The following is a 26,092-nucleotide window of genomic DNA, read 5'->3' on the forward strand; positions in this document are numbered from 1 at the left end:
GACGGGCGGGAGCGGACGGAGACCAGGGGTGCGGGCGGGGGCCGCGGGCGGACGCTCGCGTCAGCCGTTGGGAGCCGGGGCTGCGTGCGGGGCCGGGGATCACCCGTGCGGGGCATCCTGGGCCGGTCCGGCGCCGCGGGAAGCGGGCGGCCAGCAGAGTGGCGCGGGTGCAGAGAACGACGACCACCGCGACGCTCCTGGTGACCGCGACCATAACCGCCGCCGTCACGGCCGTGACCGGCTGTGTGACGGTCCAGCGTCCGCCCGCCCCCGGCACGGCGGCGGGCGAGGCCCGGCCCTCCGCCCCGCGCCCGGACGGCTCCCGGCGGCCACCGCCCGTCGAGGCCCCGGCCCGTGAGTCGCTGGAGTCGACCGGCCCCTCCTCGCAACCGGACGAACCGGACAGGGCGGACGAGACCGGCGCGGCGGAGGGGCGGGAGGAGACCAACGGGCAGAGAGAACCGGACGGACCGCGTTCCCGGAAGAGCGACGCGGCACGCGGCCCCGCACCGTCCGCCGCCCCGCCCCGACGACCCCCGCCGGCCACCCCGCCGAAGGCCCGGCCGCGGCCGGCCCGGCCCCCTCGGTCCGCCCCGGCGCTCCCCGAAGTCCCACCAGCCGCCCCCGGACAACGCGGCGAGGGCGCGGACGTGTGCGCCCTCGGCCGCACGTACGGCCGCTGGCAGCCGGACAGCCCCGAGGCGTCCATCTGCCGCCAGACGTACGGCCACTGAAACCACCGGCCCCGCCCAGCCCCGTACTCCGCACACCCCCGCCCCCGGCTCAGGGCCGCTGCCGCGGCGGCCCCCAAGGGCCGTCCGGCGAGGAACCGCCCTCCCCCAAACTGCGCTCCAGCCGGCCGATCTCCGCACGCACACCCGCGGCATAGCGGTCGTCCCCCAGCGACTCGGCCGCGCGGCGGGCCCGCCACAGGTGCAGCCGGGCGGCCTCGGGGCGGCCGAGCCGGTCGTAGTCGGCCGCCAGGTTCAGGTGCAGGGAGGGATAGAGGGAACGCGCGGCGAGCGCGCCCTCGTGGTCCGCCGGGTGCCCGGCGGTGAGTTCCTCCGCGGCGGACAGGGCCCGCAGGTCCCAGGCCAGTTCGTCCGCCGGGTCGTCCTGGGTGTCGGCGAGGTAGTGGGCCAGGGTGCACCGGTGCAGCGGGTCGCCCTGTTCGCCGACCTCCGCCCACAGGCCGAGGTACCGGTTGCGGGCCTCCTCGCGGTCGCCCGCGTGATGCAACATGACGACCTGCGCGATCCGGGTCGGTACGGCGTCCGGTGCCGTCCGCTCCTGTCCCTGGGCCACCGCGTCCTCCGCGCCACTCATCCGGCTGTTGCCGACGACGTTAGGCCCCCGCCCGCCGATCACCGCGCAGACGCGGCCAGATCAGCCGAGGTCGGGAATGGTCCAGTCGATCGGCTCGTGGCCCTGCGCCGCGACGGCCTCGTTGATCTGCGTGAACGGCCGGGAGCCGAAGAACTTCTTCGCCGACAGCGGGGACGGGTGCGCGCCCTTGACCACCACGTGCCGCTCCTCGTCGATCAGCGGCAGCTTCTTCTGGGCGTAGTTGCCCCACAGCACGAACACGGCCGGGTCGGGCCGGTCGGCCACCGCACGGATCACCGCGTCCGTGAACAGCTCCCAGCCGCGGCCCTTGTGCGAGTTCGCCTCGCCCGCCCGGACCGTGAGCACCGCGTTGAGCAGCAGGACGCCCTGCCGCGCCCACGGCATCAGATAGCCGTTGTCCGGGATCGGGACGTCCAGCTCCGCGTGCAGCTCCTTGTAGATGTTCCGCAGGGACGGCGGGATCTTCACGCCCGGGCGGACCGAGAAGCACAGGCCGTGCCCCTGCCCCTCGCCGTGGTACGGGTCCTGCCCGAGGACCAGCACCTTCACCTGGTCGTACGGCGTGGCCTGAAGGGCGGCGAAGACCTCCTCGCGCGGAGGGTAGACGGGGCCCTTCGCCCGCTCCTCCTCGACGAACTCCGTCAGCTCCTTGAAATAGGGCTGCTCCAGCTCGCCGCCGAGCACCTCGCGCCAGGACTCGGGCAGCATGGCGATGTCGGTCACGTCAACTTCCTTACGGTGTGCGGTCGCTCCAGCACCTCAGAACCTACAGGCGACCACTGACAACCGGTGCCGGGAGGCCGGGAACCCGGTCTACCAGCTCGTCTTGCGGTGCAGCTCCCACACCATCATGATCGTCGACGGGTCGAGCGCCCGTTCCGCGCCGGAGATGTCCTCGCTGGCCGCCACGTACTGCCGGCCCTGCCACAGCGGCAGCAGCCGGGCGTCGTCGACGAGGACGCGCTGCGCCTCCTCGAACTCCTCCACCACCTCGGCCCGGTCGCTCGCCCGGCGGGAGCGCGGCAGCAGGTCGTCGGTGATCGCGGGGACGCGGTAGGGCGTGCCCAGGGCGTTCTGCTCCCCGACGAACGGGGCGATGAAGTTCTCGGCGTCCGGGAAGTCGGGGAACCAGCCCCGGCCGAAGACCTGGTACTCGCCCTTCTGGTAGCCGGCGACGTACGTCTTCCACGGGCGGCTCCTGAGCGTGACCGTGAACAGGCCGGAGTCCTCCAGCTGGCGTTCGAGCGCCTTGAACTCCAGGGCGGTCTCGGAGCCGTAGCGGTCGGTGGTGTACCAGAGGGTGAGGGGGACGGGTTCGTCGATGCCGGCCCGGGTGAGGATGGCGCGGGCCTTGTCGGCGCTGGGGTCGCCGAACTCGTCGAAGAAGCCGGTGGTGTGCCCGGTCACGCCCTGCGGGACCATCGAGTACAGCGGGTCGACGGTGTCCCGGTAGACGTCGTGGGCGATCGCGGCCCGGTCGATGACCTGGGCGACGGCCCGCCGTACGGGCTTGCGGCCCGTCCAGGGGTCGTCGGGGTCGAAGACGAGGTAGCTGATGTCGGCCCCGGTGCCCTCGAACAGCTGGAGGTCCTCCTCGTCGGCGGTGCCGCTCTCCAGGTCGATGACGTCGTCCGCGGCCAGACCGCGGAAGGTCACCTGGACGCGTCCGGCCCGCAGCGCCTTCACCATGGCCTGGGAGGAATCGAAGTACTCGATGGTCACCGCGTCGTTCCGGCGTTCCGCGTAGCCCTGGTACCGGTCGTTGCGGACGAGTTCGGCCCGCTCGCCGTCCTCGAAGGACTTCAGGACGTACGGCCCGGACCCGACGACCTCGCCGTCCCGGCGCACCGCGTCGGCCGGGTAGGTGTCGGGATCGACGAGGGACATCGCGGGGGTGGCGAGCACGAACGGGAAGGTGGCGTCCGGTTTGTTCAGGTGGAAGACGACCTCGTGCTCGCTCGGCGCCTGGACCCGCTCCAGGCTGCCCAGCAGTCCGGCCGGTCCGCCGTCGACGTCGATGGCCCTGATCCGGTCGATCGAGTACTTGACGGCCGCCGCGTCGAGCGGGTCCCCGTCCGAGAAGGTCAGTCCGGTACGCAGCTCGCAGCGGTACACCTGGTTCGAACTGTCGGTGAACGCGCAGTTCCGCGCGGCGTCGGGGCGGGGCGTGGTCGCGCCGTTGGGGTAGCTCAGCAGCGTCTGGTAGACGTTGCGGAACAGTTCCCAGGAGCCGTCCCAGGAGGCGGCGGGGTCCAGCGTGCTGGGCGCACTGGTGGTGCCGACGACGATCGGCTCGTCCCGGTCCGGGTCGTCGGGCGAGAGGATGCCGCATCCCGCGGCCAGTAAGGACAGGGACGCGCCCGCGGCCACGCACCGCAGGCGTCGGTTCCGGTTCCGGTTGAACACGCGCACGCTCATCGATCCCCCGTGTGGCGGTGCCGAACTCGGGCGACCATATCGCAGCGGTTGTCCCTCCGGACCCGCTTTGAACAGGCGTTTTGATCGTTTCGACGGGTGACTACGTTGTCATGCCCCGGAGGAGATCATTCCGCGCGAGGAAGCGGCCGTCTCGCCCCAGGATGCGGCCGTTCCCCGCGGAGAAGGCAGGTGTTCCGCGGGGAGGAGGCAGGTGCCCGCACGGAGAAGGCAGGTGTTCCACGCGAAGAAGGCAGGTGCCCGCGCGGAGAAGGCAGATGCCCGCGCGGAGAAGGCAGGTGTTCCACGCGAAGAAGGCAGGTGCCCGCGCGGAGAAGGCAGATGCCCGCACGGAGAAGGCAGGTGTTCCACGCGAAGAAGGCAGGTGCCCGCACGGCGAGGGCGCCGTCCGCTACCGGAGAACGCCCCCGCCGTACCTCAGCTCACGCCCGCGTTGAGGAAGATGCCGCCGTCGAGCACCAGCGTCTGCCCGGTGACCCAGGCGGACTGCTCCGAGGTGAGGAACGCGGCGGCGCCGCCGACGTCGGAGGGCACGCCGAGGCGGCCCAGCGGGTAGCCCGCGGCGGCCTCCTCCTCGCGGCCCTCGTACAGCGCGGCGGCGAACTTGGTCTTCACCACGGCCGGGGCGATCGCGTTGACCCGCACCTTGGGCGCGAACTCGTGCGCGAGCTGGCCGGTCAGGTTGATCAGCGCGGCCTTGCTGACCCCGTACGCGGCGATGAAGGGCGAGGGCGCGATGCCCGCCACGGAGGCGATGTTGACGATCGCGCCGCCGTTCTCCTTCTGCCAGGCGTGCCAGGTCTTCTGGGCGAAGCCGAGCGCGGAGATCACGTTGGTCTCGTAGACCTTGCGCGCGACGTTCAGGTCGAGGTCGGCGATCGGCCCGAACACCGGGTTGGTCCCGGCGTTGTTGACCAGGTAGTCGACCCGGCCGAAGGCATCCATCACCCGCTCGACGGCGACGGCCTGGTGGGCCTCGTCGTGCGCCTTGCCCGCGACGCCGATGACCCGGTCGGCGCCGAGCTTCTCGACCGCCTCCTTCAGGGCGTCCTCGTTGCGTCCGGTGATGCAGACCCGGTCGCCGCGCGCGACCAGGGCCTCGGCGACGCCGTAGCCGATGCCGCGGCTGGCGCCTGTGACCAGCGCGACCTTGCCCGAGAGTTCCGTCATGTCCGTCTGTCCCCAGCTTCCTAGTCGAGCGGTCCGCCGGCCACGTACAGCACCTGGCCGGAGACGAAGCCGGCCGCCTCGCCGGTGAAGAAGGCGACGGCGTTGGCGATGTCGTCGGGCTCGCCGACGCGCTGTACCGGGATCTGGGTGGCGGCGGCGGCCTTGAAGTCCTCGAAACCCATGCCGACGCGCTCGGCGGTCGCGGCGGTCATGTCGGTGGCGATGAAGCCGGGGGCGACGGCGTTGGCGGTGACGCCGAACTTGCCCAGTTCCTTGGCGAGGGTCTTGGTGAAGCCCTGCATACCGGCCTTGGCGGCGGAGTAGTTGACCTGGCCGCGGTTGCCGAGAGCGGAGGACGAGGACAGGTTGACGATGCGGCCGAACTTGGCGTCCACCATGTACTTCTGGCAGGCCCGGGACATCAGGAAGGCCCCGCGCAGGTGCACGTTCATGACGGTGTCCCAGTCGGAGACGCTCATCTTGAACAGCAGGTTGTCGCGCAGCACACCGGCGTTGTTGACGAGGATCACCGGCGCGCCCAGTTCCTCGGCGATGCGGGTGACGGCCGCCTCGACCCGGGCCTCGTCGGAGACGTCGCAGCCGACCGCGAGGGCCTTGCCGCCGGCCGCGGTGATCTTCTCCACGGTGTCCTTGCAGGCGGCCTCGTCGAGGTCGATCACGGCGACGGCGTGGCCTTCGGCGGCCAGTCGTACGGCGGTGGCGGCACCGATGCCGCGCGCGGCACCGGTGACTACGGCGACCCGCTGCTCAGTGGTGGACATGCTGCTTCTCCTCGTCCTGGGGATGCGGCTGCGGCGGCCGCGCCCCCGTGCGGGTGAGCGACCGCTTAGTACCTTCGGCAGACGTGACGCTAGAAGCCCTGGCACGCGGTGTCAACGGGACACCGTGCCGGTGTGATCCATCACCCCCGTGCGCCCCGGCCCACCGGCCCGCTCAGCGCACCAGCAGCTCAAGCAGCCGTTCGATCTCCGCCGCCGGGTCCGCCGTGAGGCCCGTGTGGACCGGACCGGGCTGGACGACGGTGGAGCGGGGGGCGATCAGCCAGCGGAAGCGGCGGCCGGGGTCGTCGCCGGCGGCCTGTCCGGCCGGGGTGCCGCCGGCGCACACGGCCTCCACGGCGCGCAGGGCGGCGCGCACCCCTTCGACGTCCGCCCGGGGATCGAGGGCGAGCAGCCGGGCCTCGTCCAGGTGGGTGCGCGCGGCGACGAACGCCTTGGCGCGGCAGTACAGCAGCACCCCGGCGTTGACGCACTCGCCGCGCTCGACGCGGGGGACGACGCGCAGGAGGACGTACTCGTAGACGTCCCGCTCGTTGGTCTCGCCGCCCCGGATGATGTGCCGTTCGACGACGCTGCCGGCCATGTGGATGTGGCGCTCGCTCACTTGTCCCCCTCGATTCCGGTGATCCGCTCGTGGACGGTGGCGGCCCGGGCGAGCAGGGGCCGGGCGTAGGCCCGCCGCAGGTCGTCCGGCGCGTCGAAGCCGGGCTCGCCGTCCAGCCAGGCGTCGGGGATCTCGGCGGTGACCTCGGCGAGGAGTTCCTCGGTGACGCGGGGCGCGAGCTGCGCGGCGGCGGCGCGGACGTCCGGCGCGAAGGAGGCCAGGGCGTGGTCCGCGGCGTCGTAGGGGCGGGCGGCGGAGGCTTCGGCGCCGGGCCAGTTGTGGTGCCAGATCATCGTGGCGCCGTGGTCGATGAGCCAGAGGTCGCCCCGGTGGCGCAGCAGGTTGGGGTTGCGCCAGGAGCGGTCGACGTTGTTGACCAGCGCGTCGAACCAGACGATGCGCCCGGCCTCCTCGGGGCTGACCGCGAAGGCGAGCGGGTCGAAGCCGAGGGCGCCGGAGAGGAACTCCATGCCGAGGTTGGTGCCGCCGCTGGAGCGCAGCAGTTCCTGCACCTGCGGGTCGGGTTCGCCGAGCCCCAGCACCGGGTCGAGGCCGACGGTCACCAGGCGGGGCACCCGCAGGCCCAGCCGGCGGGCCAGTTCCCCGCAGACGACCTCGGCGACGAGCGTCTTGCGGCCCTGGCCGGCCGAGCGGAACTTCAGGACGTACGTCCCGAAGTCGTCGGCCTCGACGAGTCCCGGCAGCGAACCGCCCTCACGCAGCGGCGTGATGTAACGGGTCGCGATGACTTCCTTGAGCATCGCCCCAGGCTACCGGCGGCACGACCGGCCGCCGGGGGCGCCCGACAGCTCGGCGACAGCTGTGGCTCACGCCCGTCCTACCGCGCGGGCGCCAGCATCTCGGCACGGTCTGAACAGCACGTGTCCCACGGCCGTACCCCACGGCAGATCACCCACCGTCGTCCCCCGGAAGGGAACGTCCGTATGACCCGCGCATCGCTTCACCCCTCGGCAGGACCGGCCCGGCGCACCGTCGTGGCGGCGGCCGGAGCAGCCGGACTCGCCGTCGCGCTGTCCGCCTGCTCCGACTCCGACACGGGCTCCGGCACGGACTCCGACACCGGCTCGCGTTCCGGCGGCACGCCGGACGCGACCGGCCCGGCGTCCTCCCCCGCCGAGGGTGCGACCGCGCAGGCCCTCGCCTCGGCCGCCGACATCCCCGAGGGCGGCGGCGTGGTCTTCGCCGAGCAGAAAGTGGTCGTGACGCAGCCCTCGGCCGGTGAGTTCAAGGCGTTCTCGGCGACCTGCACACACCAGGGGTGCGCCGTGAAGGAGGTATCCGACGGCGTCATCAACTGCCCCTGCCACAACAGCAACTTCTCCATCACGGACGGCAGTGTGCAAAGCGGCCCCGCGCGCGAGCCGCTGCCCGCCGTGGAGATCGCCGTCGACGGGGAGTCGATCTCACTGGTGTGACCGGGACGGCCGGCACAGAACCACCCGGGACGAGGAGGAGCCGTATGACCGTGACACAGCGCCGGGGCCGCCGGATCATGATGACGCCCGGCGAGCTGGACGCGTTCCTGACCACCCAGCGCACCTGCCGGGTCGCCACGGTGTCGGCCGACGGCGCCCCGCACGTGAGCACCCTGTGGTTCGTCTGGGACGGCGGCTCACTGTGGCTGTACTCGGTGGTGCGCAGCAGGCGCTCGGCCGATCTGCGCCGCGACCCGCGGGCGGCGGTCGTGGTCGACACCGGGGAGGAGTACGACGAACTGCGCGGCGTGGAGCTGTCGGGCAGCGTCGAGTCCGTGGGCGAGGTGCCCCGCACGGGCGAGCTGTGTGCCGAACTGGACCTGCCGGAGACGCTGTTCGCCCGCAAGCACTTCGGCGTCGACGAGTTGCCCCACGACGGCCGCCACGCCTGGCTCCGCCTCACCCCGCGGAAGACGGTCTCCTGGGACTTCCGCAAACTGACACCGCCGTAGGCCGCGCCGGCAGGAGCGCGGGGAGCCCCGCCCGCAAGAGCTCGGGGAGCCGCGCGACCGGCCACAACGCACCCGCCCTACACATAACTCCGCGCCGGCCCGGGGCCGAGCGCCCCGGCCACCGCGTCGGCCAGCACCCCCACCTCCCCCTCCTCCAGCGTGGAGACAGTGACCCGTACCCCCGGCGGCGCGCTCATCCGGAACCGCGCTCCCGGCGCGACCGCCCACCCGGCGGCCAGCAGCCGGGCGACGACGCCGGTCTCGTCCGGCACCGGGATCCACACGTTCATACCGCTGCGGCCGTGCGCCGGGACGCCCCGCCGGGCGAGGGCGTCGAGCAGCGCCGCCCGCCGCCGCCCGTAGGCCGCTGCGACCACCGCCGGGTCCACCGCGCCGTCGGCCCACAGCCGGGCCACGGCGCGCTGGGTGATGCGGCTGACCCAGCCGGGGCCGAGCCGCTGGCGCCCGCGCACCCGGTCGAGCGTGACCGCGTCGCCGGTGAGGACGGCGAGCCTGAGGTCGGGTCCGTACGCCTTGGCGGCCGAGCGGACGAAGGCCCAGCGGTGCGTCGTACCGGCGAGCGGGCACAGCGGCAGGTCGACGATCCGGTGGCCGTGGTCGTCCTCGATGAGCAGGGTCTCCGGGTGCTCGCGGAGCACGGAGCGCAGGGCACGCGCGCGTGGAGCGCTCAGCGCGGCGCCGGTCGGGTTCTGCGCCCGGTCCGTGACGACCAGGGCGCGGGCGCCGGACGTCAGCGCGCGGCGCACGTCGTCGGGCAGCGGTCCCTCGTCGTCGACGCCGACCGGCACCGTGCGCAGCCCGAGCGCCGGGACGAGGTCGAGGAGGCTGCCCCAGCCCGGGTCCTCGACGGCGACGGCGTCCCCGGGTTTCAGGTGCGCGGCCAGCACGCGTTCCATGGCGTCCAGCGAGCCGGACGTGACGGCCACCGGGCCGCCGGGGACCCCGTCGGCGTCCAGTTCGGCCCGCGCCAGGCGGACCAGCTCCGGTTCGGCCGGCTCGTGCCCGTACAGCACGGGTTCCCGGTCGTTGCGCTCGGCCGCGGCGGCGAACACCGGGGCGAGCGCGGGCAGCAGCGCCGGGTCCGGGTTGCCGTCGGACACGTCACGGACGCCCTCGGGCACCTCCACCCGGAGGAACTCGCGCCCCGTGGTGGCCGGTTTCGTCCGCACCCGGCTGCCCCGGCGCCCGGCCGTCTCGATCACCCCGCGCTCGCGCAGAGTGCGGTACGCGGCGGCCACGGTGTTCGGGTTCACCCCGAGCCGCCCGGCCAACTCCCGCATGGGGGGCAGCAGTTGCCCCGGTTCCAGCTCTCCCGCGCCCACCGCGCGCTCGACGCTCGCGGAAATGTCGGCTGCGCGCCGCCCACTGATCGGATAGCCTCCTAGCACAAAGCCTATTATGCACTAGTGCAATGGAGATCGCCATGCAGGGGACCACGGGGACCGCAGGGTCCACGGCACAGCCCGCCACCGCCTACCCCCCGACCGACCGCACCGTCCCCACCCGCTCCCCGGGACGCGCCTCGTACGACCGGGACATGGTGCACTCGATCCTCGACGAGGGGTACGTCTGCCACCTCGGCTTCGTCCGGGACGGCGCCCCGGTGGTGCTGCCGACGCTGTACGGCCGGGTCGGCGAGCGGCTCTACGTGCACGGCTCGACGGGCTCGCGCCCACTGCGCATGGCCGGGCAGGCCGACCCGGGGCTGCCGGTGTGCCTGACGGTCACGCACGTGGACGCGCTGGTGCTGGCCCGCTCCGCCTTCCACCACTCCGTCAACTACCGGTCGGTGGTGGTGCACGGCACGGCGTACGACGTCACGGACCCCGAGGAGAAGCGCACCGCCCTCGACGCCCTGGTCGACCATGTCGTGGCGGGCCGCTCCCGCGACTCCCGGCCCGCCAACCGGAAGGAGCTGGCGGCCACCGCCGTCCTCCGCCTCGACCTGCGCGAGGTCTCCGCCAAGGCCCGCTCCGGCGGCGTGAACGACGAGCCCGAGGACCTCGCCCTCCCCCACTGGGCCGGGCTCCTCCCGCTGCGCAAGGGCTACGACGCCCCGGTCGCCGACCCCGGCCTGGCCCCCGGCACCGCGCTGCCGGACTACCTCTCCGCGCCGTGACACCGGCCGCGGGGGCCCTCCGGCCCGGGAAGGCCCCTGTCCCGGTCACACGAGCGCCGGCCGCCCCCGCGCCTGACGCGCCTCCGCGACCGCGAGGCCGGTGACCGACCCGAGCAGCAGCAGCGTGCCGGCCGACGTGGCCGGCGTGAGGTGCTCACCGAGCAGGGTGACGGCCAGCACCGCCGCGGCGACCGGCTCCAGGAGCATGATCACGGACACGGTGGCGGACCGGACCACGGCCGCGCCCGCGAAGTACAGCCCGTAGGCGAGGGCGGTGGGCACGGCCGCGACGTAGGCCAGCAGCCACAGCAGCCGTCCCGGCTCCGCGGTGTGCGGCACCAGCCCCTCGGCCAGGGCGAACGGCAGCAGGCACAGGCTGGTGACGGCGAACGCGCCGGCCGACGTGGCGGCGGCGTCCGCCCCGCCGTCCCGGCCCCACCAGCGGGTCAGCAGGGTCATCACCGAGTACCCGGCCGCGGACAGCAGCGCCAGGACCACGCCCCAGGGACGTACGGTCGCGCCGCCCCCGCCGAGGACGAGCACCGCGAGCCCGGCCAGCGCCCCGGCGACCGCGCCGACGCCGCCCCGGCCGAGGCGCTCCCCGAGGGCGAGCCGGGCGCCGAGCGCGATCAGCACGGGACCGGCCCCGAGGGTGACGACGGTCGCCACGGCCAGTCCGGTGGACCGCACGGCGGCGAAGTAGGCGGTCTGGAAGACGGCGAGGCCGACGCCGGTGGCGGCGGTCCGCAGCACCTTGCGGCCGAGCGACTCGGGCACGGCGGGCCGTACCGCGCGGTCGACGGACCGCCACCGAAGGCCGACGGGCCGTACCGCGCGGTCGACGGACCGCCACCGAAGGCCGACGGGCCGTACCGCGCGGTCGACGGACCGCCACCGAAGGCCGACGGGCCGTACCGCGCGGTCGACGGACCGCCACCGAGGACCGACGGGCCGTACTCGGCGGTCGGCCGGCCGCCGCCGAGGGCCGGCCGCCCGTGCCAGGCGGCGCGGCAACCGGGCGGCGAGCAGCAGCGCGAGGCCGGCCGCGCAGCGCCAGAAGGACAGGGCGACGGGGCCCAGGTCGCTGATCCGGTAGACCAGCGAGGCGGCGGCGCCCGCGGTGCCCCAGGCGACGCCGGCGACGATCAGGTAGAGGAGGCCACGCCCGACGGGCAGACCTGACTGTGCATTCGACACGATGATTCACTCCGCAGTCGCGCGATGAGCGCGGAAGTTCGGCAAGGGCCCCTGGAGCGACGGGAATGAACCGTCGGGGCCCTACGGACCTCGTCCGCGGGCAGCACCGTTCCGCCCGACGGCGACGCGCCGGGCTGCTCACCGGTGGACCCGCCTCAGGCGGCCGGAGGCGGAAGAACGAGGGTGTCCGAATGCATGATCGGCAGACTAGGCGACCGGTCCCCGGCGGGACAACTCCCGTCCCGGGCCGCCCGCCGCCACCGGCTCCGCCGATCCCGTGGCGGGTGTGGACGCCTGGGCGATGAAGGCGCCCACCAGGACCACCGCGCCGCCGGCGATCTGCGGGGCGGAGAGGCGCTCGCCGAGCAGCACCCAGGCCAGGACGGTCGCGATGACCGCCTCCAGGCAGGCCACGACGCCCGCGACCTGCGGCGACAGCCGGCGTACGGCGACGATGCCGCAGACGTAGGCCAGCACCGTGGCGATCAGCACGATCCAGGCCAGCAGCAGCACGGCGGCGACCGGTGTGCCGTCGACCGGCACGGTGTGCGCGAGCACCTGCCAGTCCATGCCCCAGGGCCGGGCCACGACGGTGAGCACGGCCGCGCCGACGAGCAGGCCGTAGGCGATCACGCCGAGCGGGTCGGGCGTGTCGTCGCCCGCGTCGCTGCCCTGGTCGGACAGGACGAAGTAGCCGACCTGGCAGCAGGCGGCGCCCAGCGCGAGCAGCAGGCCGAGGGCGTCGAACCCCAGCCCCGCCCAGACCTCCACGACACAGGCGAGGCCACCGACGGCGAGGGCCACGCCGAGCGCGGCGGCCCGGGTCACCGGCCGCCGCTGCACGAACCGCACCCAGCCGAGCACCAGGGCGGGCGCCAGGTACTCGACCAGCAGCGCCACACCGACGGGGATGCGGGAGATCGCGGCGAAGTAGCAGGCCTGGACACCGGCCACGGCGAGCAGACCGAAGCCGGCGAGGAGACCGGGACGGCGGCGCAGCAGCGCGCGGTGTCGCACGGCGAGCGGCAGCATCACCAGGGCCGCGCCGGTCACCCGCAGCCACACCACGTGGAGCGGGTCGAGGCCCGCCTCGATCAGCGGCTTGGCCGCGACACCGGATCCGCCGAAGGCGAGGGCGGAGACGAGCGCGACGCCGAGCCCGACGCCCTTGCCGCCCCGGCCGCCCCGGGCGCTGTCAGTCGTATGCACCGGCACATGATGACAGGGCACGACATGACCGTCACCCCCGATGACACCTGTCTCGCGTACCGGACGCCGACCGCGCCGAAGGGCGGTCTCCAGAGCCTCTCCAGAGCCGGAGAAGGGCGGACTCGGCAGGGGCCTATGCCCTCGGCTCCGCGTGACCGTCGACGCGGGCGAGCAGGGCCTGAGGGTCGACGCCGGCCCGGCCGAGGACCTCGACGGCCCGCGTGCCCGGGTCCGCGACGAGAGCGGCGAGCAGATCCACCCCACCGGCCCGGGCGGCGCCGCGCCGTACCGCGCGCTCGCAGGCCCGGTCGACCGCGGTGGCGGCCGAGGGCGAGAAGCCCGCGGCCTCCTTGACGACGGGTACGGCTCCGGAGTCCTCGACGGTGCCCTGCCAGCGCAGGCCGTAGCCGATGCTGCGCTGCACCAGATAGCCGAGCAGCCGGGACATCTGCGGTCCGTCGCCCAGCACGGCGCCCACCTCGGGGTCGTACTCCAGGAGCGAGTGGAGCAGATGCGCCGTGTCGATCTGCCGGTCCCCGTCCCGTACCGCCCTGCGGCGCGCGCCGGAGACCACCGCTGCCAGTCCGGGGCCGAGCCGGTCATCGTGGTCGGTGCGGTCGGGGTGGTCTGGGTGGTCGGGCCGCCGGGCGTCTTGCTCACCGGCCGACTGCCGGGGGATACGGGATTGCACCACTCCACCCCATCAGCCCCCATAGCACCGGGTCATCCCCGGCGGGGAGCATTTCGGCGTCCCACGCGAAGTGGACGCCGAGGGCCATGATCTCCTCCTCACGGATGAGATCAGGCCGTTCGCTCCCCCGACCGGCGTGCCCTCTTGCCCCGTACGAGAGCGCCCCGCGGAGTCGTCCGCGGGGCGCCGCACATCTTCGCGTCAGTCCTCGTCGGCGAGGATCCGGTACAGCTTCTTGCGGGACTCGTTGATGACGTCGAGCGCCTTCTCCCGCTGCTCCTTGCTGCCGGTCTTCCAGACCTGGCCGAACGCCTCCATGAGGCCGAAGCCGGCCTGCCGGATGTCGTTCAGCGCCTCCCAGTCGACCCCGCGCGACGCCTCTTCCCAGGGAGCCTCGGGCCCTTCCTCGGCGGCGGCTCGGCCGGACTCCGTGAGGGCGAACAGCTTCTTGCCGCCCTCGCTCTCGCTGGCGATCAGCCCCTCGTCCTCCAGCAGCTGGAGGGTGGGGTACACCGAGCCGGGGCTGGGCTTCCACGCCCCGCCGCTGCGCTCGGCGATCTCCTGGATCATCTCGTAGCCGTGCATCGGCCGGTCCTTGAGCAGGGCCAGGATCGACGCGCGTACGTCGCCGCGCCGTGCCCTGCCCCGCGGACCGCCCCGCCCTCGGCCGCCCCAGGGCCCGGGGCCGAAGCCCGGCCCGAAGGGTCCGGGGCCGCCGTGACCACCCGGCCCGAAGGGGCCGAAGGCCGCGCGGCGCCCGTCGAAGCCGCCGCGCCCGAAGGGGCCGTCCTCGCCCCGTCCACCGTGTCCACGCTCGTATCCGTGGGTACGCATCGCCACCACTCCATTCCATCGTTGATCTGTCGCGATGCTTCAACGATATATCGGAGAACTGGATGCGACAACCCCTCACCGAAGACCCGTCCGGCCGGCCAGCGACCCGAAACCCGGTCCACCGGTCGCCCATTGGCCTTGGCCTGCGCTTCTCCCGCTCCCGTAGCGTCGGGACATGCGCATCCGAATCGTCGACGCCTTCACCGACCGGCCCTTCGCGGGCAACCCCGCCGGGGTCCTGCTCCTCGACGCCTTCCCGGACGACCGCCTGCTCCAGCAAGTCGCCCTGGAGGTCAACCACGCCGAGACGGCCTTCGCCCACCCGCTGCCCGAGGGCGGCGCGGCCGACTGGGCACTGCGCTGGTTCACCCCGGCCACCGAGGTGAACCTGTGCGGCCACGCCACGCTCGCCACCGCCCACGTCCTGCACACCACCGGCGCCCATCAGGGGCCCGTCCGGTTCGCCACCCGCAGCGGCGTCCTCGTCGCCACGCCCGGCGCGGACGGCTCGCTCACCCTGGACTTCCCGACCGCGCCGCTGACCCCGGCCGAGGTACCGGCGGGTCTGGCCGAGGCCCTCGGCGCCGAGCCCCGCGCGGTCCTCGACACCGGCCCGAACGTCGGTGACCTGCTGGTCGAACTCGCCGACGAGCAGACCGTCCGCGAGCTGACACCGGACCACAAGGCGCTGGCGGCCCACTCCGAGCGCGGCGTCATCGCGACCGCCCGCGCCGAGGACCCCGCGCGCGGCTACGACTTCGTCTCCCGCTGCTTCTTCCCCAACGTCGGCATCGACGAGGACCCGGTCACCGGCAGCGCGCACACCGCGCTGGCCCCCTACTGGTGCGAACGCCTGGGCCGTCCCGCCCTCACCGGGCTCCAGGCGTCACCGCGCTCCGGCCTGGTCCGCGTGGAGCCGCTCGGCGACCGCACGCTGCTGAGCGGGCGCGCGGTGACGGTGATCGAGGGCGACCTGCTCGCCTGGTGACACCGGAGCGGGGCCGGCTGCCCGGCCGTCACGCCGTCGGCAGCCAGCCCACCTTCCCGGCCAGCAGCGCGTAGCCCACGAAGGCCCCGATGTCGAGCAGCGAGTGCGCCACCACCAGGGGTCCCACCCGGCCCCAGCGCCGGTACAGGCAGACGAACACCACGCCCATCACCATGTTGCCGATGAAGCCGCCGATGCCCTGGTACAGGTGGTACGAGCCGCGCAGCACCGCACTGCCGACCAGCGACGCCCGGGGCGTCCAGCCCAGTTGGTCGAGCCTGCGCAGCAGGTAGCCGACGACGACGACCTCCTCCAGGATCGAGTTCTGGAGGGCGGACAGGATCAGCACCGGGTACTTCCACCACACCTCGGGCAGCGCCTCGGGCACCACCGTGAGGTTGAAGCCGAGGCCCCGGGCGGCCAGGTAGAAGGCGATGCCGCTGCTGCCGATGACGGCCGCGATCACGGCACCGCGCAGCAGGTCGGGACCCGGCCGGGTGCGGTCGAAGCCCAGGGCGCGCAGGCTCCGCCCCTCCCGCAGCAGCAGGTGGGCGACGAGGGCGACCGGCACCAGCGCGGTGGCGATGCCGAACAGCTGCCAGGCGAGGTCCAGCCAGGGGCGGCCGGGCGCGGCGGAGGCGTTGAGGGTGGCCGCCTGGTCCTTCAGGCCGCCCGGCCGGGTGACCGAGCCGATGAAGCTGATCAGGGCGGAGACCCCGCTCGCGCCCAGCGAGAGAGCCAGGACGAGCAGCGTCTCGTCCCGCAGACTCCGTCGCGAGAGCCGCTCCTGAGGGATGGAATCGACCACCGGGCCCGCCTCCGCCATGCACACCTGTCTCGACCGGGACGTCAAGCTTGCCCGATCAGTATGAGGCGGACACCGGCGGGGGCGGGCGCGGGCCGGGACGCCGGCCCGGCCCCGCCGCGGTCACCGCTACGGCCGCCCGATCGGCCACAGGTGGACCGGGTCCCCCTTGTGCATCAGCTCGACGTAGCGCCTGGTCGTCGCGGCCAGCGCGGCCTCGCGGGACATCCCCGCCTCCAGCGCCCGGTGGAACGTGGCCGCCTGCCAAGCGGCGCCGTTGACCCGGCGCCGGCACCGCTCGTCGATCACGCCCAGGTAGAAGTCGCGGTCGGCGGGCTCGACGCCCCACGCGTCCAGCCCCGCCTCGGCCAGCGGCAGCAGCTCGTCCCGGACCAGGACGGCCGCCTCGACCTCCCCCGTGCCGCCCAGCCGGCCGCGCCTCGGCCACTGGAAGCGGGCCTCGATGCCGTACCGGCAGGCGGCGTCGAAGTTGGCGGCGGCGGCCTCGAACGGCAGCCGCGTCCACACCGGCCGCGGCTCGTCGGCGAGGGCGCGGACGACACCGTAGTAGAACGCCGCGTTGGCGATGACGTCGGTGACGGTGGGGCCCGCGGGCAGGACGCGGTTCTCCACGCGCAGGTGCGGAAGGCCGTCGGCGACGCCGTAGACGGGGCGGTTCCAGCGGTAGACGGTTCCGTTGTGCAGTACCAGCTCGGCGAGGGACGGCACGCCGCCCGCGTCCAGGACGTCGAGGGGGTCCTCGTCGTCGCAGATCGGCAGCAGGGCCGGGTAGTAGCGCAGGTTCTCCTCGAACAGGTCGTACGCCGAGGTCACCCACCGCTCCCCGAACCAGGTGCGCGGACGCACGCCCTGCGCCTGGAGCTCGGGCGGGCGGGTGTCGGTGGACTGCTGGAACAGCGGCGGGCGGGACTCCCGCCACAGCTCGCGGCCGAACAGGAAGGGCGCGTTGGCCCCGACTGCGATCTGCGCGGCGGTCACGGCCTGCGCGGCGTTCCACACCCCGGCGAAACGCTCCGGCGTCACCTGGAGGTGCAGCTGCACCGACGTGCAGGCGGCCTCGGGGGCGATGGACTTCGAGGTGCAGCTGAGGCGTTCGACGCCGTCGATCTCCAGGTGGAAGTCCTCGCCGCGGGCGGCCACGATCTGGTCGTTGAGCAGGGCGTAGCGGTCCACGTCGGAGAGGTTGGAGGAGACCAGGTCGTCCCGGTCCAGGGTCGGCAGAATGCCGATCATCGCGATTCCCGCGTCCAGCTCTCCGGCCTTTCGGTCGGCATATGCCAAGGAGGTGCTGATTTCCTCGGCGAGCCGGTCGAATACGCGGCCCTCCAGCCGGTGTGGAGCGATGTTGACTTCCAGGTTGAACATGGCGAGTTCTGTTTGGAAGTCCCGGCTCGCGATGCGTTCCAGGACCTGCCCGTTCAGCATTTTGGGCATCCCGTCGGCACCGACGAGATTCAGTTCGATCTCCAGCCCCATCAGGTTCTTCGGCCGGTCGAACCGCTTCTCCGCCAGGAGTCGCTCCAAGCCCGTCAGACAGCGGCGGAGCTTGTCGCGGTAGTGCTGGCGATCGGACAGGTCCACCTGGCCTGCCGCGACCTTCTCCCCCATGGAAGCGTCCTCCTCGGATCAGCGGCCGGGGTCCGGCCGCCGGTGGGTGCCGGTCAGGATGGATGATGCCCAGCCGATGCGATCGATAACGTCCCCGAGCGGACCCGCGAGCCGCTACGCTGGCGCGATGTGACCGGAGGCACATTCACCGGGCATGGCGCACAGCCGGTTTCGGACTCCGGGAACTCGTGGAAAAGCCCGACGACAATTGGCCGACCGCTTCCCGGATATTCCCCGAGGTCATCGGCGTTCAGCCCGTTCGAAATCAGGGTATCCTCCGCATATCGCCGACCGGATGCGCTCTTGTTCGTCTTGCCGGAAAGCGCTAGCCGAAACACACCCTGAACACCTGTCGTATAAACTCTGCGGACACGGCAGAGAGCTGGCGCCTACGGTCGAGATCGCCGAGGCGACGTACAGCAGCCCTCACCCCCGCTTGCCGGCGTTCGGACCCGGCCTCGTCTCTCTGCCCCTGCGAGCTGACAGCGTCGTCCGCCCGGCCCCCACGCCGCCCTGCCCCGCCCTCGCGCCACCGTGCCTTCGATTGAGAGGCGACCCACCATGCCGCTGCATGTCCCCCCGGCTCCCGCGCCCGCCCTGCGCACCGTCCTCACCGCGCTCTCCTCGCCCACCGCGGTCCGCGAGGCCCGCACCCCGTCCCTGCTCGGCGCCCGCGGTCCGGTCACGCCCGAGCTGCCGCTGCCCGTGCACGTCCTGGACCACGTCACCCCCGAGGGCGTGCCGGCCGTGCGGCTCGCCGGGTGGCGTTTCCTCATCCGCAGCGGGGAGGGCGTGGTGGCCGCGGCGGACACCATGCTGACCCCGGACGGCTGGGCCTTCTCGCACTTCTTCGAGGGCCCCTACGTCACCGCGACCGAACGCGCGCTGCGCCAGGCCGAGTCGGTGGCCCAGCCGTTCCAGCCGCGCCTGCTGTCGGTGCCCGGCCTGTACATGCTCACCCTGTGGCTGCACGGCGACCACACGGCCGACGCCGCCGTCGGCCACCCGGACGCCACCGACCTGCTGGTGCCGCTGGCACCGGCCCCGCCCGGCATCGCGGCGCACCGGCCGCACCGGGTCGCGGACCTGCTCCCGGTCCTGACCCACCGGGCCACGCCGACACCCCTGCTCCGCTCCCCCGCCTGATCCCCACAGGAACCGAACGCCACGTGACCCCGCCGCCCGAGAACAGGGCAGCGGGGTCACCCGCGCCCGCAAGTCCCGGCACCCACCCGGACCAGCCCCTCCAGGCCCCGCGAATCCACCGCACGGACACCGGAGTTGGACTGAACCGTCCGGGCGGGTGACGCGTCCTCGACCTGTGAGAGGCGGTGCCGCGAAATACCTGCGGATCGACGCCCGTGGGGCAACACTGGGTCCGGACCGACTTATGCGACGGGGGGCGGCCATGAACCACGCTTCACGCCGCGGAACAGAGACGACAGCACACCCACCCATCACTCCGGAGCGAAAGAACCCCGCCATGTGCCAGCACCAGCCGCCGTGTCCGTCAGCCGACTCCGCCGACCGGGAATCCGCCCGTCTCGTGGCGCACCACCCGGAGCAGGGCTGGAGCCTGCTGTGCAACGGTGTCCTCTTCTTCGAGGACACCGGCGAACTCCTGCCGGACGGCCGGATCATCGCCCCGCACCGACCGCTCGGTGCCGGCCAGGTGATGACGGCCGCCTGACCGCCTCCTCACCCCTTCGTGGCCCCGGCCGTGAGCCCGCCGACGAGCTGCCGCTCGGCCACCGAGTAGAAGGCCAGGGCGGGCACCATCGCCAGCACCAGGTAGGCGAAGACCCGGGCGGTGTCCGCGGAGTACTGGCCCTGGAACTGCTGGACCCCGATCGGAATGGTCCACCAGGTGGAGTCGGTGAAGACCAGCAGCGGCAGGAAGAAGTTGTTCCAGCTGGTGACCACGGCCAGTACGGACACCGTCCCCAGCGCCGGCCGGGCCATCGGCAGCAGCACCCGCCAGAAGAAGCCGAACGGCCCGCAGCCGTCCAGGGTGGCCGCCTCCTCCAGCTCACCGGGGATCTCCCGGAAGAAGCCGCGCAGGATGATGATGGTCATCGGCAGCCCGAAAGCGGCCTGCGGCAGGATCACGCCGAGCGGGTTGTCCAGCAGGCCCATCGAGCGCAGCAGCAGGAACAGCGGCAGCGCCGCCACCGCGAAGGGGAACATCAGCCCCATCGTGAACAGCGTGAACAGCGCTTCCCGGCCGCGGAAGGCGAACCGGGCGAAGGAGAACGCGGCGAGCGCGGAGACCGCGACCACGAGGACGGTGGTCGCCACCGCGATCAGCGTGCTGTTGCCGACCAGCCGCCAGAAGGAGCCCGAGCCGAGGATGTCCGTGTAGTTGGAGAGCACCCACGGGCTCGGCAGCCCCACCGGGTTGTCGGAGAGCTGGTCCGAGGACTTGAACCCGGACAGCACGGCGTACAGCAGCGGCACGGCCATGACGGCGCCGACGAGGGTCAGGGCGAGGTGCAGGGGCAGGGTCCGCCCCCGGGACTTGGCGCTCACTTGCCGTCTCCCCTCATGGTCGTGGTGGCCCCCTGGAGGTCGCGCCGCAGCACGAACCGCTGGTAGGCGAGGGCGAAGACGAGGCTGATGCCGAACATGACCACGCTGATCGCGCTGGCGTAGCCGACCTGGTACCGCTTGAACCCGAACTGGAACATGGTCACGGCCATGGTCTCGGAGTGGTGGTCGGGACCTCCCTGGGTGACCACCCACACCAGGTCGAACAGCTGGATGGCGCCGATGACGGACAGGAACACGCTGATGCGCAGGGTGGGCGCCAGCAGCGGCAGGGTGACGTTGCGGAAACGCTGCCAGGCGCCCGCCCCGTCGATGAGCGCGGCCTCCGTCAACTCCTTCGGGATGGACTGGAGTCCGGCCAGGTAGAGCATCATGTGGAAGCCGAAGTACTTCCACGTCATGACGAGGAAGAGCGTCGCCATCACCATCGACGGGTCGGCGAACCACTCCCCGCCGGCACCGTCCAGGCCGACGCCGCCCAGCGCCCGGTCGGCGAGCCCGTCGTCCGGCGCGAAGATCATGCCGAACAGCACACCGGTGATGGCCTCGGACAGCACGTACGGCGCGAAGAACAGCATCCGGTACACCGCCCGGCCGCGCATCCGCTGGTTCAGCAGGACCGCCATGGCCAGCGCGAACGGCAGTTGCAGTGCCAGGGAGAGGACCACCAGGACCAGGCAGCGCCACAGGTCGCCGAGGAAGACCGGGTCGTCGAAGAGGCGGGTGAAGTTGTCGGTGCCGATGTAGTCCGAGGGCATGCCGAAGCCGCCCCACCTGAAGAAGGCGGCGTACAGCGCGAACAGGATCGGCAGCACGACGAGGACCAGGAACAGCACCAGGGCGGGCAGTTGGAAGCCGACCGCGGTGAGCCAGTGCGTGATACGGCGCCGGGTCCGCCCCCGGGCCGCGGCGGCCGGCGGGGGCGGCAGGTCGGCACCGGGGCCGGTCCGCTCGTCCGGCAGGAACGTGGAGGTCATCGGTGGTTACTGCTCTTCCTTCGCGACCTTGGTGATCGACTCGGCGACCTGCTCGGGGGACTTGGAGCCGGCGATGAGCGCGGCGACGCTGTCGTTGACCTCCTGGCCGACGGCGGGCGCGTAGGCCTGGTCGAGGTAGAGCTGGAAGCCGCTGGCCCCCTTCAACTGCTGCTGTACGGCCTTCAGGTCCGCGTCGGTCAGCGCGCTCTCGGCGGCCGGGACCACGGGCAGGACACCGGTCTTGGTGACCAGTTCCCGGTCGGTGGCCTCGGAGGCGAAGAACTTCAGGAAGTCGACGGCCGCCTGCGGGGCGTCCCTGCGCAGGGCGTGCCCGTTGGCCCCGCCGAACACCTCGGTGAGGGCGCCCTTGCCGCCCTCGACGGCCGGGAACGGGAAGAAACCGAGGTCGTCCCCGAGCCCCTTGCCCGAGTCCGCCTGCACCACCGGGGCCCACTGGCCCATCAGCTCCATCGCCGCCTTGCCGTTGCCGACGGCGGCGGCCTGCCCGTTGGGGGCGGAGTAGGCGGCGCCGAGGAAACCCTTCTGGAACGGCTGGAGCCCGGCCAGTTCCTTCAGGTGCTGCCCGGCCTGGACGAACGCGGCCCCGGTGAAGTCCTTGTCGTCGGCGGCCTTCTGCACGGCCTCGGCACCGCCGACGCGCATCGCGAGGTAGGCCCAGTAGTACATGCCGGGCCACTTCTCCTTGCCGGCCAGGGCGATGGGCGTGATGTTCTCCGACTTCAGCGCGCGTACGGCGTCCAGGAAGCCGCTCCAGGTGGCGGGCGGGGCGGTGATGCCGGCCTTCTTGAAGAGCGCCTTGTTGTACCAGAACCCGACCATGCCGCTGTCGAACGGGATGCCGTAGAGCCTGTCGTCGATCAGGTACGGCTCCTTCGCGACCGGGAGCATCCCGTCGGACCACTCCTTGGTGCGGTCGGTGAGGTCCTCGACGAGCCCCGCGTCGACCTGCTGCTTGAGGACGCCGCCGCCCCAGGTGTGGAAGATGTCCGGGAGCTTCCCGGAGGCGATGAGCGCCGTCATCTTCGACTTGTAGGCGTCGTTCTCCAGCTGGACGATCTTTATCTTGACGTTGGGGTTCTGCGCCTCGAACTTCTTGGCGAGGGCCGCCCAGACGTCCTTCGTCGGCTGGGTCGTGGAGATGTTCCACCACTCGATGGTGGTGGTCCCGGACGCCCCTTCGTCCGAGTCACCGCCGCAGCCGCTCAGTACCGTCATGCCAAGACCGGCCGCGGCCGAGGCCGCCAGGAACCCGCGGCGGGACAGTGCCGGGTCGCCCATGATGTGCTCCTTGAGTGCGAAAGTTTCGGAGGAAATCCAGAAAGCTGCGCTGCTGCCGCACCCTAGGGACCGCGCGTAATCGGTGGCAACCCCTCGTACACAACGAATCTGTCCTCGCCGAAGACGAGCCACCCAGGAAGACGAAACATTCGGCCCATGTCGCGAACCTTTTACGGCTCCCCGGCGTGACGACGGAAACAGAAAGGGGCCCCGCCGGTCGGCGGGGCCCCTTCGCGTGTCCTGCTCAGTCCTCGTACGCCTCCAGCGGCGGGCAGGAGCAGACCAGGTTCCGGTCACCGAAGGCCTGGTCGATACGGCGCACCGGCGGCCAGTACTTGTCGGCGGCCGACACACCGGCCGGGAAGACGGCCTCCTCGCGGGCGTACGCGTGCTCCCACTCCCCCGCGAGCGCGGCGGCGGTGTGCGGGGCGTTGCGCAGCGGGTTGTCGTCCGCGGGCCACTCGCCCGAGCCGACCTTCTCGATCTCCGCCCGGATGGCGATCATCGCGTCGCAGAAACGGTCCAGCTCGGTCAGGTCCTCGGACTCGGTCGGCTCGATCATCAGCGTCCCGGCCACCGGGAACGACATCGTCGGCGCGTGGAAACCGTAGTCGATCAGCCGCTTGGCGACGTCGTCGACGCTCACGCCGGTCGCCTTGGTCAGCGGGCGCAGGTCGATGACGCACTCGTGCGCGACCAGCCCGTCCGGCCCCGTGTACAGCACCGGGTAGTGCGGCTCCAGGCGCTTGGCGACGTAATTGGCGGACAGCACCGCCACCTGCGTGGCCCGCTTGAGCCCCTCGCCGCCCATCAGACGGACGTACGCCCAGGAGATGGGCAGGATGCCCGCCGAGCCCCAGGGAGCCGCCGAGATGGGCCCCACGCCCGTCTGCGGGCCCGCCGCGGGCTGGAGCGGGTGGTTGGGCAGGTACGGCGCGAGGTGCTCCCGTACGCCCACCGGGCCGACCCCCGGACCGCCGCCGCCGTGCGGGATGCAGAACGTCTTGTGCAGGTTGAGGTGGGAGACGTCGCCGCCGAAGTGGCCCGGCCGGGCGAGGCCGACCAGGGCGTTGAGGTTGGCGCCGTCCACGTACACCTGGCCGCCCGCGTCGTGCACGGCCGCGCAGATGTCGGCGACGTGCGCCTCGAAGACGCCGTGCGTGGACGGGTAGGTGATCATCAGCACCGCCAGCTCGTCGCGGTGCTGCTCGATCTTGGCCCGCAGGTCCTCGACGTCGATCTCGCCGTCCTCGGCGGTCTTGACGACGACGACCTTCATCCCGGCCATGACGGCGCTGGCGGCGTTGGTGCCGTGCGCGGAGGACGGGATCAGGCAGACGGTCCGCCGCTCGTCACCGTTGGCGCGGTGGTATCCGCGTACGGCGAGCAGGCCGGCCAGCTCGCCCTGCGACCCGGCGTTGGGCTGGAGCGAGACCTTGTCGTACCCGGTGACCTCGGCCAGCCGCTCCTCCAGCTCCCGGATGAGCGTGAGGTAGCCCTGTGCCTGCTCGGCGGGGGCGAAGGGGTGCAGCTGCCCGAACTCGGGCCAGGTCACCGGCTCCATCTCGGTGGTCGCGTTGAGCTTCATGGTGCAGGAGCCCAGCGGGATCATGCCGCGGTCCAGCGCGTAGTCCCGGTCGGCCAGCCGGCGCAGGTAGCGCAGCATCGCGGTCTCGGAACGGTGCTGGTGGAAGACGGGGTGGGTCAGGAACTCGTCGGAGCGCAGCAGCCCCTCGGGCAGCGCGTCCCCGGTCGCGGCGTCCAGCGCCTCGATGTCGCCCTCGGCCCCGAACGCGTTCCACACCCCGCCGATCTGCGCGCGCGTGGTCGTCTCGTCGCAGGCCATCGAGACGTGGTCGGCGTCGACGAGCCGCAGGTTGACCCCGTTCTGCCGGGCCGCGGCCACGATCTCGGCGGCCCGCCCGGGCACCCGCGCCATGACCGTGTCGAAGTAGTCGCCGTGGACGATCCCGACACCGCTCGCCGCGAGCCCCGCGGCGAGGACGGCGGCGTACCGGTGGGTGCGCCGGGCGATGCCGCGCAGCCCCTCGGGACCGTGGTACACGGCGTACATCCCGGCCATGACGGCGAGCAGTACCTGCGCGGTGCAGATGTTGCTGGTGGCCTTCTCGCGGCGGATGTGCTGCTCGCGGGTCTGCAGCGCCAGCCGGTAGGCCCGGTTCCCGTCGGCGTCCACGGAGACGCCCACCAGCCGCCCGGGCAGGCTGCGCGCCATCTTCTCCTGGACCGCCATGTAGCCGGCGTGCGGCCCGCCGAAGCCCATCGGCACCCCGAACCGCTGGGTCGTGCCCACCGCGATGTCGGCGCCCAGCTCACCGGGCGACTTCAGCAGCGTCAGCGCGAGCAGATCGGCGGCGACGGTGACCAGCGCGCCCAGTTCGTGCGCCCGGTCGATCACCGGCTTGATGTCGCGTACGGCACCGGAGGCGCCCGGGTACTGGATCAGTACGCCGTTGATCTCCCGCTCCGCGACCTCCGCCGGGATGCCCTCGCCGAGGTCGGCGACGACGACCTCGACGCCGGTCGGTTCGGCCCGCGTCCGGATCACGGCGATGGTCTGCGGCAGCGCGTCCGCGTCGACCAGGAACAGCCCCTTCTTGTTCTTCCCCATCCGCCGCGACAGCGCCATCGCCTCGGCGGCGGCCGTGCCCTCGTCGAGCAGCGAGGCGCCGGAGGTCGGCAGCCCGGTCAGCTCGGCCACCATCGTCTGGAAGTTGAGCAGCGCCTCCAGGCGCCCCTGCGAGATCTCCGGCTGGTACGGCGTGTACGCGGTGTACCAGGCCGGGTTCTCCATGACGTTGCGCAGGATCACGGGCGGCGTGAACGTGCCGTGGTACCCGAGCCCGATCATCGAGTCGAGCACCTGGTTGCGGTCGGCCAGCGAGCGCAGTTCGGCCAGCACCTCGGCCTCCGTGCGCGCCCGGGGCAGGTCGAGTGCGCCGGCGCTCTTGATCACGTCCGGCACGGCCGCGGCCGTCAGCTCGTCGAGCGAGCCGTATCCGACCTGGGCGAGCATCTTGGCCCGGGCCTCGTGGTCGGGACCGATGTGGCGCTGCTCGAACGGCGTTCCCTGTTCGAGCTCGGAGAGCGGAGTGCGGTGGGCTGTCATTGTGCGGAGGCCTCCTGGTCTGACGCGACCTGCGAGGGGCACCACGGCACGGGTGCCCCGACGGCCTCCCCCTCTGTCATCTCGACCTGAGAGCTTCACCGGGATCCTGTCGGGCCGTCCCGGCTTTCACCGTCGGTGAGAGCGGAAGCCGTCGACACCCGCCCTGCTTTCCAGAGTGACCTCGTCCGTGCGGTACGTGGGCCTGAGAGATTCCGGGGAGGATTTGCTCCTTCGGCGCCTCCGAGGTATCCGGAGGACTCTCCCGCACGGGGTCAGCAGCCGCTCGCCAGCCTACCAGCGAGGCCCACGCACGGTCTTTCGAGTGGCCGCGCATCCGAATG

The 26,092-nt window shown here is 72.7% G+C and carries 25 protein-coding genes and 1 riboswitch; of the genes, 7 read left to right on the top strand and 18 right to left on the bottom strand.

The features are described from left to right. Positions 1–167: 167 nt before the first annotated feature. Positions 168–734, top strand: a complete 567-nt coding sequence (locus tag J7I94_RS21135) for a hypothetical protein (protein WP_308114650.1) — start codon at positions 168–170, stop codon at positions 732–734. A 49-nt stretch (positions 735–783) separates the two neighbouring features. On the opposite strand, the gene J7I94_RS21140 is transcribed toward J7I94_RS21135, so the two are convergent. The 7 genes from J7I94_RS21140 to J7I94_RS21170 form a co-directional block, all read right to left on the bottom strand. After that, positions 784–1,326 (bottom strand): hypothetical protein, encoded by a 543-nt coding sequence (locus J7I94_RS21140; protein ID WP_215168823.1) that lies wholly within the window; start codon positions 1,324–1,326, stop codon positions 784–786. Between the two features lie 60 nt (positions 1,327–1,386). Continuing rightward, positions 1,387–2,070 (bottom strand): uracil-DNA glycosylase, encoded by a 684-nt coding sequence (gene ung / locus J7I94_RS21145; RefSeq protein ID WP_215168824.1) that lies wholly within the window; start codon positions 2,068–2,070, stop codon positions 1,387–1,389. A gap of 90 nt (positions 2,071–2,160) precedes the next feature. Beyond that, positions 2,161–3,765, bottom strand: a complete 1,605-nt coding sequence (locus J7I94_RS21150) for an ABC transporter substrate-binding protein (RefSeq protein ID WP_215168826.1) — start codon at positions 3,763–3,765, stop codon at positions 2,161–2,163. Between the two features lie 435 nt (positions 3,766–4,200). Beyond that, positions 4,201–4,953: an SDR family oxidoreductase gene (locus J7I94_RS21155; protein WP_215168828.1), complete on the bottom strand. Its 753-nt coding sequence runs from the start codon at positions 4,951–4,953 to the stop codon at positions 4,201–4,203. Positions 4,954–4,973: 20 nt separating this feature from the next. Next, complete coding sequence (fabG, locus tag J7I94_RS21160; RefSeq protein WP_215168830.1) at positions 4,974–5,735, bottom strand: 3-oxoacyl-ACP reductase FabG; 762 nt, start codon at positions 5,733–5,735, stop codon at positions 4,974–4,976. Positions 5,736–5,907: 172 nt separating this feature from the next. Beyond that, a complete protein-coding gene (locus J7I94_RS21165; protein ID WP_308114651.1) occupies positions 5,908–6,357 on the bottom strand; it encodes a DUF3037 domain-containing protein in 450 nt (149 codons plus the stop codon). Further along, entirely contained in the window at positions 6,354–7,118 is a 765-nt protein-coding gene (locus tag J7I94_RS21170) for a HipA family kinase (RefSeq protein ID WP_215168832.1), read from the bottom strand. The genes J7I94_RS21165 and J7I94_RS21170 overlap by 4 nt, the downstream gene beginning before the upstream one ends. A gap of 183 nt (positions 7,119–7,301) precedes the next feature. Here J7I94_RS21170 and J7I94_RS21175 point away from each other — a divergent pair, with 183 nt between their 5' ends. Together J7I94_RS21175 and J7I94_RS21180 are read left to right on the top strand one after the other, a co-directional pair. Next, on the top strand, positions 7,302–7,793 hold the full coding sequence (locus tag J7I94_RS21175) for a Rieske (2Fe-2S) protein (RefSeq protein WP_215168834.1): 492 nt from the start codon (positions 7,302–7,304) through the stop codon (positions 7,791–7,793). Between the two features lie 44 nt (positions 7,794–7,837). Beyond that, complete coding sequence (locus J7I94_RS21180; RefSeq protein WP_215168836.1) at positions 7,838–8,305, top strand: pyridoxamine 5'-phosphate oxidase family protein; 468 nt, start codon at positions 7,838–7,840, stop codon at positions 8,303–8,305. A 77-nt stretch (positions 8,306–8,382) separates the two neighbouring features. On the opposite strand, the gene J7I94_RS21185 is transcribed toward J7I94_RS21180, so the two are convergent. Next, positions 8,383–9,714 carry an aminotransferase class I/II-fold pyridoxal phosphate-dependent enzyme gene (locus J7I94_RS21185; RefSeq protein WP_215168838.1) on the bottom strand — a complete coding sequence of 444 codons (1,332 nt, stop codon included), beginning with the start codon at positions 9,712–9,714 and terminating at the stop codon, positions 8,383–8,385. A 35-nt stretch (positions 9,715–9,749) separates the two neighbouring features. Between J7I94_RS21185 and J7I94_RS21190 the strand changes: the two genes are divergently transcribed. Beyond that, a complete protein-coding gene (locus J7I94_RS21190) occupies positions 9,750–10,445 on the top strand; it encodes a pyridoxamine 5'-phosphate oxidase family protein (protein WP_215168840.1) in 696 nt (231 codons plus the stop codon). 45 nt (positions 10,446–10,490) lie between these two features. Here the strand turns inward: J7I94_RS21190 and J7I94_RS21195 are convergent, their stop codons facing one another. The 4 genes from J7I94_RS21195 to J7I94_RS21215 all read right to left on the bottom strand — a co-directional run bounded on the left by J7I94_RS21195 (position 10,491) and on the right by J7I94_RS21215 (position 14,376). Continuing rightward, on the bottom strand, positions 10,491–11,642 hold the full coding sequence (locus J7I94_RS21195) for an EamA family transporter (protein WP_308114652.1): 1,152 nt from the start codon (positions 11,640–11,642) through the stop codon (positions 10,491–10,493). A gap of 207 nt (positions 11,643–11,849) precedes the next feature. Further along, positions 11,850–12,857 (bottom strand): DMT family transporter, encoded by a 1,008-nt coding sequence (locus tag J7I94_RS21205; protein ID WP_215168885.1) that lies wholly within the window; start codon positions 12,855–12,857, stop codon positions 11,850–11,852. Positions 12,858–12,984: 127 nt separating this feature from the next. After that, positions 12,985–13,542 carry a Clp protease N-terminal domain-containing protein gene (locus J7I94_RS21210; RefSeq protein WP_215168842.1) on the bottom strand — a complete coding sequence of 186 codons (558 nt, stop codon included), beginning with the start codon at positions 13,540–13,542 and terminating at the stop codon, positions 12,985–12,987. Between the two features lie 201 nt (positions 13,543–13,743). Beyond that, positions 13,744–14,376 carry a PadR family transcriptional regulator gene (locus J7I94_RS21215; RefSeq protein WP_215168844.1) on the bottom strand — a complete coding sequence of 211 codons (633 nt, stop codon included), beginning with the start codon at positions 14,374–14,376 and terminating at the stop codon, positions 13,744–13,746. A gap of 175 nt (positions 14,377–14,551) precedes the next feature. Here J7I94_RS21215 and J7I94_RS21220 point away from each other — a divergent pair, with 175 nt between their 5' ends. Continuing rightward, complete coding sequence (locus tag J7I94_RS21220; protein ID WP_215168846.1) at positions 14,552–15,364, top strand: PhzF family phenazine biosynthesis protein; 813 nt, start codon at positions 14,552–14,554, stop codon at positions 15,362–15,364. Positions 15,365–15,392: 28 nt separating this feature from the next. On the opposite strand, the gene J7I94_RS21225 is transcribed toward J7I94_RS21220, so the two are convergent. Both J7I94_RS21225 and J7I94_RS21230 read right to left on the bottom strand, forming a co-directional pair. Next, positions 15,393–16,190, bottom strand: coding sequence for a CPBP family intramembrane glutamic endopeptidase (locus J7I94_RS21225; RefSeq protein WP_215168848.1), 798 nt, complete (start codon positions 16,188–16,190; stop codon positions 15,393–15,395). Between the two features lie 108 nt (positions 16,191–16,298). Then, positions 16,299–17,798 carry a glutamate--cysteine ligase gene (locus J7I94_RS21230; protein WP_215168850.1) on the bottom strand — a complete coding sequence of 500 codons (1,500 nt, stop codon included), beginning with the start codon at positions 17,796–17,798 and terminating at the stop codon, positions 16,299–16,301. 561 nt (positions 17,799–18,359) lie between these two features. Between J7I94_RS21230 and J7I94_RS21235 the strand changes: the two genes are divergently transcribed. Both J7I94_RS21235 and J7I94_RS21240 read left to right on the top strand, forming a co-directional pair. Beyond that, positions 18,360–18,944, top strand: coding sequence for a hypothetical protein (locus tag J7I94_RS21235; RefSeq protein WP_215168852.1), 585 nt, complete (start codon positions 18,360–18,362; stop codon positions 18,942–18,944). A 337-nt stretch (positions 18,945–19,281) separates the two neighbouring features. After that, a complete protein-coding gene (locus J7I94_RS21240; RefSeq protein WP_215168854.1) occupies positions 19,282–19,488 on the top strand; it encodes a DUF5999 family protein in 207 nt (68 codons plus the stop codon). A gap of 8 nt (positions 19,489–19,496) precedes the next feature. On the opposite strand, the gene J7I94_RS21245 is transcribed toward J7I94_RS21240, so the two are convergent. The 4 genes from J7I94_RS21245 to gcvP all read right to left on the bottom strand — a co-directional run bounded on the left by J7I94_RS21245 (position 19,497) and on the right by gcvP (position 25,751). Further along, positions 19,497–20,261 carry a carbohydrate ABC transporter permease gene (locus tag J7I94_RS21245; protein WP_215168887.1) on the bottom strand — a complete coding sequence of 255 codons (765 nt, stop codon included), beginning with the start codon at positions 20,259–20,261 and terminating at the stop codon, positions 19,497–19,499. A 62-nt stretch (positions 20,262–20,323) separates the two neighbouring features. Then, entirely contained in the window at positions 20,324–21,322 is a 999-nt protein-coding gene (locus J7I94_RS21250) for a carbohydrate ABC transporter permease (RefSeq protein ID WP_215168855.1), read from the bottom strand. 6 nt (positions 21,323–21,328) lie between these two features. Then, the gene (locus J7I94_RS21255) at positions 21,329–22,621 is read right to left on the bottom strand and encodes an extracellular solute-binding protein (RefSeq protein ID WP_215168857.1); all 1,293 of its coding nucleotides are present in this window, start codon (positions 22,619–22,621) and stop codon (positions 21,329–21,331) included. Positions 22,622–22,865: 244 nt separating this feature from the next. Beyond that, complete coding sequence (gene gcvP, locus J7I94_RS21260; protein WP_215168859.1) at positions 22,866–25,751, bottom strand: aminomethyl-transferring glycine dehydrogenase; 2,886 nt, start codon at positions 25,749–25,751, stop codon at positions 22,866–22,868. A gap of 180 nt (positions 25,752–25,931) precedes the next feature. Further along, a riboswitch (glycine riboswitch) is annotated at positions 25,932–26,026 on the bottom strand. Between the last annotated feature and the right edge of the window lie 66 nt (positions 26,027–26,092).

The organism is Streptomyces sp. ISL-12, from assembly GCF_018614415.1.
In the GTDB taxonomy this organism is placed as follows: domain Bacteria; phylum Actinomycetota; class Actinomycetes; order Streptomycetales; family Streptomycetaceae; genus Streptomyces.